At 45.3% G+C, this 13,065-nt stretch carries 11 protein-coding genes; 4 read left to right on the forward strand and 7 right to left on the reverse strand.

What is annotated here, in order from left to right; translation table 11 throughout:
- Positions 1-216 precede the first annotated feature (216 nt).
- The 7 genes from ACFPTP_RS00015 to dnaA form a co-directional block, all read right to left on the reverse strand.
- A complete protein-coding gene (locus tag ACFPTP_RS00015) occupies positions 217-1,314 on the reverse strand; it encodes an HD-GYP domain-containing protein (protein ID WP_381441270.1) in 1,098 nt (365 codons plus the stop codon).
- A 120-nt stretch (positions 1,315-1,434) separates the two neighbouring features.
- Positions 1,435-3,972: a DNA gyrase subunit A gene (gene gyrA / locus ACFPTP_RS00020; RefSeq protein ID WP_381441272.1), complete on the reverse strand. Its 2,538-nt coding sequence runs from the start codon at positions 3,970-3,972 to the stop codon at positions 1,435-1,437.
- 106 nt (positions 3,973-4,078) lie between these two features.
- Positions 4,079-6,001: a DNA topoisomerase (ATP-hydrolyzing) subunit B gene (gyrB, locus tag ACFPTP_RS00025; protein WP_381441274.1), complete on the reverse strand. Its 1,923-nt coding sequence runs from the start codon at positions 5,999-6,001 to the stop codon at positions 4,079-4,081.
- Positions 6,002-6,070: 69 nt separating this feature from the next.
- A complete protein-coding gene (recF, locus tag ACFPTP_RS00030) occupies positions 6,071-7,192 on the reverse strand; it encodes a DNA replication/repair protein RecF (RefSeq protein ID WP_381441275.1) in 1,122 nt (373 codons plus the stop codon).
- Positions 7,182-7,421 carry a S4 domain-containing protein YaaA gene (gene yaaA / locus ACFPTP_RS00035; protein WP_381441277.1) on the reverse strand — a complete coding sequence of 80 codons (240 nt, stop codon included), beginning with the start codon at positions 7,419-7,421 and terminating at the stop codon, positions 7,182-7,184. The genes recF and yaaA overlap by 11 nt, the downstream gene beginning before the upstream one ends.
- A 150-nt stretch (positions 7,422-7,571) precedes the next feature.
- Positions 7,572-8,705, reverse strand: coding sequence for a DNA polymerase III subunit beta (dnaN, locus tag ACFPTP_RS00040; protein ID WP_381441278.1), 1,134 nt, complete (start codon positions 8,703-8,705; stop codon positions 7,572-7,574).
- A 171-nt stretch (positions 8,706-8,876) separates the two neighbouring features.
- A complete protein-coding gene (gene dnaA / locus ACFPTP_RS00045) occupies positions 8,877-10,226 on the reverse strand; it encodes a chromosomal replication initiator protein DnaA (protein ID WP_381441279.1) in 1,350 nt (449 codons plus the stop codon).
- Positions 10,227-10,742: 516 nt separating this feature from the next.
- On the opposite strand from dnaA, the gene rpmH reads away from it, so the two are divergent.
- From rpmH to jag, 4 genes are all read left to right on the forward strand, one after another.
- Entirely contained in the window at positions 10,743-10,877 is a 135-nt protein-coding gene (gene rpmH / locus ACFPTP_RS00050; protein WP_239432900.1) for a 50S ribosomal protein L34, read from the forward strand.
- Between the two features lie 81 nt (positions 10,878-10,958).
- Entirely contained in the window at positions 10,959-11,297 is a 339-nt protein-coding gene (gene rnpA / locus ACFPTP_RS00055; protein WP_381441281.1) for a ribonuclease P protein component, read from the forward strand.
- A 184-nt stretch (positions 11,298-11,481) separates the two neighbouring features.
- On the forward strand, positions 11,482-12,252 hold the full coding sequence (yidC, locus tag ACFPTP_RS00060; protein ID WP_381441282.1) for a membrane protein insertase YidC: 771 nt from the start codon (positions 11,482-11,484) through the stop codon (positions 12,250-12,252).
- Positions 12,249-13,028: an RNA-binding cell elongation regulator Jag/EloR gene (gene jag / locus ACFPTP_RS00065; RefSeq protein ID WP_381441283.1), complete on the forward strand. Its 780-nt coding sequence runs from the start codon at positions 12,249-12,251 to the stop codon at positions 13,026-13,028. The genes yidC and jag overlap by 4 nt, the downstream gene beginning before the upstream one ends.
- Positions 13,029-13,065: the final 37 nt, after the last annotated feature.

The raw sequence follows: 13,065 nt of genomic DNA on the forward strand, positions 1-13,065 counted from the left end.
CCGTCAGAAGCAACTCTTATATAATATCATGTTTGCAATTCCGATGTCAACAACTTTTTTCAAAAAGTTTTAAGCTGTTTTGAAGCGGTTATTTACTTAGCGGAAGTGCAACGTTATTTACTATACCAGCTTGCGTTTTTATTTGCAATACCTTTTTTCAACTTTTTTCATCGCATCACCCGGAAAATAAAGCCGCAATACAGCGGCTCTATTCATTCATTCTATTATCTTCGAGATCGCAATACTCCGGTGAGTCGCCAAATCAATAATTGTTCCATCCGACTCTTTTTTAATCATCGGTCTTAATGGAGTATCCCGGTGGATGAACATAATTTCGCCAACCTCTCCATCTGTCAGCTTTACTCTCGTACCAATAGAAAGATTGCCGACAAGTCTATGAAGTGCTTCCACGACTTTGATATCGAATTTGCCGAACTCTTCCTCTTTAATCATCTCAATTACTTTATAAGGAGATTGTTTCAATCTATATAATCTTTCGGACGTCATCGCATGAAAGACATCTGCCACGGCGAGGATCTGGGAGAAAACTGAAATAGTATCCATCTTCTCTCCGCGCGGATAGCCGCTTCCATCGAGGCGCTCATGGTGCTGCAGAATTGCAAGCTTCATATCCTGCCTGAGCAAGGGCGTGTCCTGAATCATTTTCACGCTGAACAACGTATGCTTCTTTACTTCGTTGTATTCTTCTTTCGTGAGAAATGCGGTCTTTTCCAATATGGCAGGGGGAATCTTCGCCATGCCACAATCCGCTAATGCACCCGCCAGCCCGAGCTGAAGGGCGTCTCCCTTTTCATATCCCATTTGGCTGCTGATGGCCGCAGCAAGGATTCCGACAGCGACAGAATGATGATAAATATATTCTTCCGCGTTGGAGAAATCGTTCAACATTGTAAGCATCCGCTTCTGCTTAATGAATTTCTCAAGCAGCGGAATGATAAATCCACGGACTTTCGGGACATCAGGGCGTTGGCCTGCTCGCCAATAGCTGAATTCTTTCTTATAACTGCGGACCGCTTCGTTATATTCTTTGCGCAACTGGTACATGCTCACCGGAAGATTATCCAGAATGTCTTCAGCATTCACGGAAGAATTCTTCTCCGATTCAGGAATATCTTTTTGGGTGACCCGCTCTTCCACTTTCACGCGTTTTACTCCAAAAGCCTGCAATACATCAATATGTTCCAATGTAAGTTCGGTGTCTTTTCGCATAATCGGATACTTCGTCTTGCCAAAAACATCTTCTTTAAGGGAAATTCCTGCACGCAGCTCACTGATCGTTTTGTATACTTCCATTCTAGGGTGTCACCACTTTCCGATCGTCTCTTAAGGGTTATTATACTGCAAATATTCAAAATAGACGATAGAAAAAAAGTTATTGAGCGACATTTTGCCGTCTCAATAACTTTTTTAAAGTCATTCTTCTTCTGTTTCCACTGTATCATCTGCTTCGATGGAATCATCCATCTCCACGTCAGTAGTCACTTCTTTAGTATCTTCATGATCATCGGTCTCTTCATGCTCTTCTTCTTTCTCGACTTTTGCGACAGTCGCGACAAGTTCGTCTTCTCCTAGACGGATCAGACGGACGCCTTGTGTGCTGCGGCCGATTGAGGAAATATCTTCAATATCCATGCGGATGAGGATGCCATGGATTGTGATGAGCATGAGGTCTTCCGATCCATCGACTGTTTTCATAGCAACGAGCTGGCCGTTCCGCTCGGTGACATTCAATGTCTTCAAACCATAGCCGCCACGTGACTGGATGCGGTATTCCTCTTCCGGAGTCCGTTTTCCGAAGCCCTTTTCCGTAACGACTAAAATTTCATCGCCTTCCGATACGGTATCCATGCCGACCGCGATATCCCCTTCACGTAAACGGATTCCGCGCACGCCGCTTGCGACACGGCCCATGGAACGGATATCACGTTCGTCGAATTTGATCAGCATGCCATCACGAGTACCGATTGCAATGTTTTGCTCGCCGTTCGTCATTTTCACGCCTATCAATTCATCATCGCCGCGCAATGTTAAAGCGATCAACCCATTGGAACGGATATTGGCAAAGTCTGCAACCGATGTACGCTTGACGACGCCGCCCCGCGTTGCGAAGAAGAGATATTTATCCTCTTCGAATTTATCTACAGGAATCATGGCCGTAACCTTTTCATCTTTGTCGACATCTAATAGGTTGATGATCGGCAGCCCTTTCGCCGTCCTGCTGAATTCCGGAACTTCATAGCCCTTTTTACGGAATACCCTTCCGCGGCTCGTGAAGAACAGGATCGTATCGTGTGTCGACGTGTTCAACAAATGCTCGACAAAGTCGTCGTCATTCGTCCCCATGCCTTGAATGCCCCGCCCTCCGCGACGTTGGCTCCTGTACGTGCTGGCAGGCAGCCGTTTGATGTAGCCGTTATGCGTCAACGTCAATACGGAGTTTTCGACAGGGATGAGGTCTTCATCCTCGAGCATTTCCGCTCCGCCGCTTCCAATTTCCGTCCTGCGGTCATCGGCGAAACGCTGCTTCACTTCAAGCAGCTCCTCACGAATGATATCAAGCACTTTTTCCTCGTCGGCAAGAATGGCGCGCAACTCGGAAATCAAGACTAAGAGCTCTTGGTACTCGTTCTCGATTTTGTCGCGTTCCAATCCTGTCAAACGTTGAAGACGCATGTCGAGGATAGCTTGGGATTGCCTTTCGGATAAATTGAAACGTTCCATCAGCCCTGTTTTCGCTTCATCGGTCGTTTTCGAACCGCGGATCAGAGCGATGATTTCATCGATATGATCAAGTGCAATCCGCAAACCTTCCAAAATGTGCGCACGGTCTTCCGCTTTGTTCAACTCGTATTGAGTACGTCTCCGGATGACCACTTTCTGATGTTCCAAATAATGATAAAGGATTTCTTTCAATGACAAGATTTTCGGCTGTCCATCCACGAGCGCAAGCATATTGATGCCGAAGCTCGATTGGAGGGCCGTATGTTTATAAAGGTTATTCAACAATACGTGGGAATTTGCATCCCTGCGGACTTCGATGACAATGCGCATGCCCGTCCGGTCGGATTCATCCGCCAAATGCGTGATGCCTTCGACACGCTTGTCACGGACAAGCTCGGCGATTTTTTCGATGAGCCGTGCTTTGTTCACCTGATAAGGCAGCTCCGTTACGATGATCGTTTCTTTCCCGTTCGACTGCTGTTCAATTTCCACTTTACCTCTGATGATAATTGACCCGCGCCCAGTTTCATAAGCCCGGCGGATTCCGCTTCTTCCGAGGATGATCCCGCCTGTCGGGAAATCCGGGCCCGGAATGATTTCCATCAATTCCTCAGTCGTAATTGCTGGATTATCCGCCATTGCAAGCACGCCATCAATCGTTTCACCTAAATGGTGAGGAGGGATGTTCGTAGCCATTCCGACCGCGATACCCGATGTCCCGTTCACGAGCAGATTCGGAAAACGGCTCGGCAGGACGATCGGTTCTTTCTCTTGGCCATCATAGTTATCTTGGTAATCAATCGTGTCTTTATTGATGTCACGCAATAATTCCATTGCGATCCGGGACATTCTCGATTCCGTATAACGCATCGCTGCAGCTGCATCGCCATCGACAGAACCGAAGTTCCCGTGGCCATCGACAAGCATATAGCGATAGTTGAAATCCTGCGCCATCCTGACCATCGTGTCATACACGGCGCTATCGCCATGGGGGTGATACTTACCGATGACGTCCCCGACGATACGGGCTGATTTCTTATGTGGTTTATCCGCGGTGTTTCCAAGATCCTGCATCGCATAGAGAATACGGCGGTGGACGGGCTTCAACCCATCCCTCACGTCAGGCAATGCCCTGGAGACGATGACACTCATCGCATAGTCGAGAAAAGACGTCTTCATCTCCGTACTGATGTTAATGCCTTGAACACCACGTTTTGGCATATCTGCCATAATGTCAAACTCCTTTCAACTCAGGCGCTTTAAACGTACAGCCTGTCAACTGAACAAAGCCCCGTCTGCCGGGGTCCTGTTCATTTTCATTTATTGGATAAATCGTTTATGCATCCAAATTCTTTACATACATCGCATTTTCTTCGATGAATCTGCGTCGAGGTTCAACTTCGTCACCCATCAATTGCTCAAAAGTTGCATCCGCATCGAATGCATCCTCGAGATGCACTTGTAGGAGTGTACGCTGGTCTGGATCCATCGTCGTCTCCCATAACTGGGTGGCGTCCATCTCACCAAGACCTTTATAGCGCGTAATGACCGGCTTTGGGACGGATGAAAGACGGTTCATGATTTCCTGCAACTCTTCTTCGTCGAAACAGTATTCCTCATGTTTTCCTTGTTTGACCCGGTAAAGCGGCGGTTGTGCGATATAGACATAGCCCGCTTCGATCAATGGACGCATGAAACGGAAGAAGAATGTCAATAGTAAGGTCCGGATATGCGCTCCATCCACATCAGCATCCGTCATGATGACAATTTTATGGTAACGTGCCTTCGAAAGATCGAACTCATCCCCGATGCCCGTGCCGAGTGCCGTAATCATCATCCGGATTTCCGCATTGCCTAAAATACGGTCCAGTCTGGCTTTTTCAACGTTCAAGATTTTACCGCGCAATGGCAAGATCGCCTGGAAATGACGGTCACGTCCGCTTTTCGCGGAACCTCCCGCCGAGTCTCCTTCAACGATATACAATTCGCTGATTTCAGGATTACGTGAAGAACAGTCCGCCAGTTTTCCAGGAAGGCTTGATACTTCCAATGCCGATTTCCGGCGTGTCAGTTCACGTGCATTCCTGGCAGCAATCCGCGCCCGTGCAGCCATGAGGCTCTTATCGATTACCAATCGCGCAGTTGTCGGGTTTTCAAGAAGGAAACGTTGGAATCCCTCCGAAAATAGCGCATTTGTAATCGTGCTCACTTCGGAATTTCCCAATTTCGTTTTCGTCTGTCCTTCGAACTGTGGATCCGGATGCTTGATTGAAATGATTGCCGTCAATCCTTCACGGACATCATCGCCTGAAAGGTTCGGATCCGCTTCTTTCAGCATTCCGTTCTTTCTGGCGTAGTCATTGACGACACGTGTCAGAGCGGTCTTGAAACCTGATTCGTGCGTACCGCCTTCATACGTATTGATATTATTCGCGAATGAAAACAGATTTTCCGCATAACCGCTATTGTATTGCATTGCGATTTCGATGGAGATGCCATCTTTCTCGCCTTCTATGAAAATCGGTTCCTCGTGAATCGGCTCTTTGTTTTTATTCAAATGCTCAACGTAGGATTTGATACCGCCCTCGTAATAGAAAGTATCCGTGCGGATTTCCTCTTCACGTTCATCTGTGATGCTGATGCGCAAGCCTCTGTTCAGGTATGCCAGCTCACGCAGACGATGTGCCAATATTTCATATTCATAGACTGTCGTTTCCGTGAAGATTTCCGGGTCGGCTTTGAATCGTGTACGTGTGCCGGTTTCGTCGGTATCACCGATGACTTCCAACTCATGTGATAGGATGCCTCGTTCAAACCTGATGAAATGAACTTTGCCATCCCGTCGTACATACACTTCCGTCGTCTCGGAAAGTGCGTTCACGACAGAGGCACCAACCCCGTGCAAACCGCCTGATACCTTATAGCCTCCGCCTCCGAACTTACCTCCGGCGTGGAGAACCGTCATAATGACTTCAACGGCAGGTCTGCCTGTCGATTCCTGGATGCCTACAGGGATGCCGCGTCCATTATCATCTACGCGGATCCAGTTATCCTTTTCAATCGTCACTTCAATATGATCGCAATAGCCCGCAAGCGCCTCGTCGATACTATTGTCGACAATTTCCCATACGAGGTGGTGAAGCCCCCGCGAACTTGTTGTACCGATGTACATGCCCGGGCGTTTACGGACAGCTTCCAAGCCTTCTAGGACCTGTATCTGATTTGCATCATAAGCTGTCTGCAATTCTTTTTCTTCCATAGCCAAAATGCCCACCTTTCCTTTCCGAACATCAATCTAACCTTCTATCACTTTCAAACGGGAATGACTTCAATTCCCTTTATCGCTAACCTTGCCCGCTGATACTTCATACAGTTCCGCTTCACGTATTGTCTCGTGGTCGAGACCCGCAATATTCGTCGTCGTGACGAATGTCTGCACCTGTCCTTGCATAATGTTCAGCAAGTGGGACTGGCGGTAATCATCGAGTTCGGAAAGCACGTCATCCAACAGAAGGACTGGCGTTTCTCCAACCTCCTGTTTGACGAGATCTATTTCCGCAAGTTTAAGGGACAGCGCCGTTGTCCGCTGCTGCCCTTGCGAACCGTAAGTTTGGATGTCATAGCCATTCACAAAAAAATGGAGATCGTCACGGTGCGGACCAATCAGCGTCATTCCGCGTTCCAACTCACGACGTCTCACTTCGTGCAATTTTTGGCTGAGTATTTCTTCCATCTGTTCGGCAGTCTGCCCAGAATCCAACTCTTTTAATGTCCCATACGTCACTTTTAGCTGCTCAAGACCCCTGGAAATCCCTTTATGGATCGGATCAGCCCATTTTTGGAGCAATTCGATGAAATAAAAGCGTTTCCGGATGATCTGCACAGCTAATTGTATATATTGTTCTGTATAAATATCGAACATGACGTCCGTAAAATCCAATTTACCGCGATTATCTTTGAGGATTGCGTTCCGTTGCTTTAAGACCTTTTGAAAAGTCAGCAGGTCATGGAGATAGACGGGGGAGATTTGTCCGATTTCCATGTCTAAGAATCTTCTTCGGACCTGTGGACTTCCCTTTACAAGATTCAAGTCTTCCGGGGCAAACATGACAACGTTGAGCTGGCCGATATACAGGCTGAGGCGGTTTTGTTCCAAATGGTTGACCCGCGCTTTCTTGCCTTTTTTCGATATCGTCAGTTCGAGCGGAAGACGTCCGTATTTCCGCTGTATGTCCCCTTCTATTTTACCATACTCTTGTTCCCAACGTATAAGTTCACGATCATTTGATGTGCGATGGGATTTCGCCATGGATAATACGTAGATCGCCTCCATGATATTCGTCTTTCCTTGCGCATTTTCACCGATCAGAACGTTGATATGCGGGGAAAAGGATAGTTCCAGGGAAGCGTAATTCCGGTAATCCGTTAAAGCGAGCCGTTCAATGAACATCCGATTGACCGTTTACGGATGTGGAAATTTTGAATTTGCCTGCTCCTGGAATGGTGACGATATCTCCGTCATACAGTTTTTTGCCCCGCCTGCGATCGACTTCGCCATTTACGTATACGGTATTTTCTTCCAAATACCATTTGGCCATGCCGCCGGAGCTTATGCAATTCGACATTTTGAGCAGTTGACCTAATGTAATGAATTCCGTATCGATTTTCATGAGTTCCATCCGCTTCAATCCTTCATAAAGTAGTCTGTTCTTCTATTTTACCGAACTTTCAGCTGTAAGTAAAAATGTAAGTGAAAAGGACGTGCAATAAATAAAAAGAAACAGGCGAAGGAAATTGTTTTGCATTCCTTGCCTGCTGTGAAAACCCAGTTAAAATGTCCTGACGGGTAAGATTAATTGTAAAATTGCATCGCTTTCCATTGATTTCAAAATGAAAGGCCGCATCGCACCTGTGAAATGTATGGCGATATCTTGCCCTTCGATTGCTTTCAATGCATCCATCATGTATTTTGCGCTGAAGGAAATCTTCAGATCTTCACCATTCACATCAATTGCCTCGATCAATTCCTCAACCTTTCCAATTTCCGGTGAGTTCGAAGAAACTTCGATGACATTTCCGCCTTCCGCAGAGAATCGGACGATATTATTCCGGTCTTCACGGGCGAGCAGCGATGCACGGTCGATCGCCTGTAATAATTTCCGGCCGTTCACTTGGACGGTCGTTTTATATTCAGAAGGGATCAATCTGGATGTATCCGGGTAATTCCCTTCTAAAAGTCTTGAATAAAACAGAACGTTCCTCGATTTGAACAAGACTTGCTGATCTGCAATGACGATTTCAACAACGTCCGAGTTATCCTCAAGGATTTTATTCAGCTCCTGAAGGCTTTTACCTGGAATGACGACGCTGAATGGGCTTTCAGGCATCATTTCAGGAACGATTTCTCTTCTGGCGAGACGGTGGCTGTCTGTTGCTACACAAACAAGTTTCTCTTCGTCGGTTTCCCAATGGACGCCTGTCAAGATCGGGCGTGTTTCTTGCTGGGAGACGGCAAAGACCGTTTCTTTGATGATCGATTTCATCAAATCAGACGGCAAAGAGAAGCGGTATTCGTCTTTTACATTTGGCAGAACAGGGTATTCATCTGAATTCGAACCGATTAGATGGAATTCGGATTTTCCGGATTGAATATGGGTTTGCATGTTTTCAACTTCAATCGTGACGTCATTCGTCGGTAATTTCCGTACAATTTCACTGAAGACTTTCGCCTGAAGAATGATTGATCCTGATTCAATGACACGGATGATCTGCTCGCCATCTTGTTCGACTGGGATGAATGTGCAGATTGTAATATCAGAATCACTTCCTGTCATCGTCAATCCTTTTTCATTCACATCCATTTTCACGCCGGTCAAAATGGGGTTGGCCACTTTCTGACTGATTGCTTTCATGACATCATTCAATCCTTCGAGTAACCAATCTCTCATTATTTCAAATTTCATTTTGCACCCTCGCTTATATAATTATTAGTTAAGTACTAAAGATAGTAATAGTAATAGGGGCTGTGGAAATGTGGATAAGCCCCGAAAACCTATATGTTAGAAAACAATTCACATGTGCATAATATGTGAATAGCTTGTTTCAATCTTAGAATGTTATTCACATGTGGATTTTCATCCTCTGCCAAGGATGCTCTTAATATCCTGAATATCCTGCTGGAGATTTTGATCGTCTTTCAGCTGCTTGGAGATCTTTTCATGTGCATGGATGACTGTCGAATGATCCCGGCCGCCAAATTCGGATCCTATTTTCGGCAAAGAGGAATCCGTAAGTTCACGTGACAGATACATAGCGATTTGACGAGGGAATGCAATTGCCCTCGTTCTTTTTTTGGCTGTGAAATCTTCCAGCCTGATATTGTAATGCTCCCCGACTGTTTTTTGGATATCCAATATGCTGACAGTGCGTGGGCGCGAGTTTGGAATGATATCCCTCAACGCTTCCGCTGCCAAGTCAGTCGTTATGTCCATATTGACGAGCGAAGAATAGGCAACAACGCGAATTAAAGCCCCTTCCAATTCACGGATGTTCGTGTCGATCTGATTGGCGATATACAGCATCACTTCATCGGAAATGTCAAGCAGCCCATCCGCCTTCGCCTTCTTGCGCAAGATGGCAATCCGCGTTTCCAGATCAGGAGGCGCAATATCCGTTATCAAACCCCATTCAAAACGGGATCTAAGACGATCTTCCAACGTCGGGATTTCCTTCGGAGGACGGTCACTTGAGATGATGATCTGCTTCGATTCTTCATGCAATGTATTAAACGTATGAAAAAATTCCTCTTGCGTCTGTTCTTTTCCTGCAATGAATTGAATATCGTCAATTAGCAGGACATCTACGTTCCGATACTGATTTCTAAAATCGCCCGCTTTGTTATTCATGATCGAATTGATGAATTCATTCGTAAACTTCTCCGATGATAAATAAACGACCTTTTTTGACGGGTCTTGTTCCAAAATATAATGCCCGATAGCGTGCATGAGGTGGGTTTTTCCGAGTCCTACGCCTCCATAGATGAACAACGGGTTATATGATTTAGCCGGCGCTTCGGCTACAGCAAGCGATGCTGCGTGGGCAAATCTGTTGCCCGAGCCGATGACGAATGTATCGAATGTATATTTTGGGTTCAACATGATAGATGCTGATTGGATGGCTGATCTGTCAGTCTGTTTCACTGCTGGTTTCGGGACTTGGAAATCTGTTTCTTCCATTTCTTTCGGAACGACGAAATGAATGAGTCGATCTTCTCCAGTCAATTCCGAGAGGATGCCTGTAATCAAATGCACGTAATGATTCTCAAGCCAATCCTTCGCAAACGAATTTGGAACAGCAATTGTAACGTTTTCGTCGCCATAGGACATCAGTTTTGTCGATTTGAGCCAAGTTTCAAAACTGGGTCTTGAAATTTTGTCTTCAATTTTCGACAAAACATCGTTCCATAATTTTTCAAGCTGATCCACTCGTGGGCCTCCTTTACATAGAAAATAAAAAAACACAGGAATATGTATTATACACAGAATCCGGTCCTGTGGATAAGAAATATCCAAAAGTGTTGAAAAAATTATCCACAACCTATCAACAATTGTGGATAAAAAAATTAGATTTTTAATTTGTTAACAGCAAAATCCTCTATATTGTATCAAGAAACTATAAGATTGACAAGGAATTCTATTAGTTATTAACAATAGCGGCAACTGTGGAGAATTACTTTATCCACAGCCTTTTGTATGTGCAAAAGGTGTAGATAAGACCTGTGCATAAAAAAACGGCGAAAAATTTCTATGAACATATTACTCGACTGTCGGTTTTTGTAATTGTGGATAACCTATTTTGTCGAATGACGCGGTTGAAATTTGTAAAACAGGATCAGTTCGTTGAAATTGCTTGCAGAAAAAACGGTTGACATCTTTGGCTATGCCCTTTATACTGTTCAAGACTGTCAGATTGCAAAGGGACAATGCAGGAGGTGTCTTTAAATGAAACGTACATTCCAACCAAATAAACGTAAACGTAGTAAAGTTCACGGCTTCCGTGCAAGAATGAGCTCAAAAAGCGGTCGTAAAATTCTCGCTGCTCGTCGTCGCAAAGGAAGAAAAGTGCTTTCAGCATAAGACCACTAAATCAGTGGTCTTTTTTTTTTACTTATATGATACTTACTAATACCTAGATGACGATCAATGGAGGTGAACTGTTTGAAGAAACGTCAGCGGGTCAAAAAGAACGAAGACTTTCAAAAAGTATTCAAGAAAGGCAAGTCCGTCGCAAATCGACAATTTGTCGTCTATTCCTATAGGAAGGAAGGGCAGCAAGAATTCAGAATCGGCCTATCCGTCGGCAAGAAACTAGGAAATGCGGTGACGCGCAACCGTATTAAACGTTATATCCGCCAAGCCTTCCTGGAAATGAAAGAAGAACTAAAAAACGACCGGGACTATGTTATTATCGCCAGACACCAGGCGGCCACACTTGATTTCCACGAAACAAAAAAAAGCTTGCAGCATGTTTTAAGAATTGCAAAGGCGTTCAACTGATTCTCAGTTGATCCTCCGGAGGATGTCACAGATTTTTAGGGGAGCTTTTCGAGCAAGCCCGAAAAAATCTGGACGCAATAACGCCGAGGCGTTATTGATTTAGAACCAGAAGTAGAACGTAATAAACGTTCATGATAAACTGAAATCATCGAAAGTTTACAGAAGCAGATATGGGGGAACCGATTTGAAAAAAAGAGCAGCTTTATTACTTATGCTGACCGTAGTGTCAGTTTTCCTTGCCGGATGTTCGGAATTCAATCAACCGATATATGAAACGAGCGAAGGTTTTTGGAATAAATACATCGTCTGGCCGATTGTGTCCTTGATCGTCACGTTCAAAGACCTATTAGGCACATATGGACTCGGAATTATCGCCGTCACGATCATCATCCGACTCGTATTGCTTCCATTAATGATTAAGCAAGCGCAAAACTCGAAACGGATGCAGCAAATGCAGCCGATTCTTGCCGGATTAAAAGAGAAGTACAAATCGAAGGATGCTGTAACGCAGCAAAAATACCGTGAAGAAATGCAACGAGTGATGACGGAGCAGAAAATCAATCCAGCTGCAGGATGTCTGCCAGTATTGATTCAAATGCCGATTATCATCGGACTATATCATGCGATCAGCAGGATGAATGCCACTCCGGAAATCGAAATCGGGAATTTCCTCTGGTTCGAGCTTGCAACGCCAAGCATTACGCTTGCCATCGTTGCCGGACTCATGCAGTTTGTCGTCTTGCGGACAGGCCCGGCAATGGATAATCCGCAAATGAAAGTAATGATGTATATCATGCCTTTCATGATCATGATTTTCGGAACATTCCTGCCGGCAGCACTTGCACTTTATTGGGTTATCGGTAATATCATTTCAATTATCCAGAATATCTTCATTTACAAACCATTTAAGAAAAAAGAAGTGGCACCTGTAAAAGTGGGAGGGAAACGGAAATGAAAAAGATAACGCGAAAAGGGGCGACAGTGGATGCTGCGGTCGAAGCGGCACTGCGAGAGCTCAATGTCACGCGTAATGAAGTCGATGTCGAAATAATCGATGCAGGAAAGAAAGGGTTTCTCGGATTTGGAGCAAGAGAAGCCGAAGTGACCATTACTGTAAAGGAAACGGTCAAACAAGCAGTGAATGAACCTGAAGAAAATAAAGAAGCGATTCAGGAAGAAACAATGGAACCTGCAATTGAAGAAGCACCCGTTGTTGTGCCGATTGAACCGATGACGCAAACGATTGAGGTGGAGGCAAAAGAGCCGATTGCTTCAGATGAGCAGGCAATCAATGAAACGAAAGCCTATGTTACGGATATTGCCAATGCGATGGGCATTGACGATCTTGTCGTCAAACACGAAATGGACGGAAAATATCTCTCCTTTCAATTAGAAAGTGAAAAAGCCGCATTCCTGATCGGCAAACGCGGTCAAACATTGAACGCATTGCAGCAGCTAGCCCAGCTCGTTGCCAATAAAACGTCAGAGCAATTCAAAGTCGTGCGTCTTGACGTGGGCGACTATCGTGAACGCCGCGAACAATCATTGGAGCAATTCGCGGAACGGATGGCCGACCAAGCTGTCCGGAATGGAAGGAAAGTTCAACTGGAACCAATGCCTTCCTATGAAAGAAAAGTCATTCATAACGCCTTATCGAACCGATTGGACATCGAAACGTACTCGGAAGGAACAGATCCAAACCGATACCTCGTCATCGAGCCGATCAGTTAATCGGAACCCCGTGAAGCCGTCACGGGGTTTTTGTGTG

The sequence above is a fragment of the Sporosarcina koreensis genome, from assembly GCF_042655825.1.
Classification (GTDB): Bacteria; Bacillota; Bacilli; order Bacillales_A; family Planococcaceae; genus Sporosarcina; species Sporosarcina koreensis.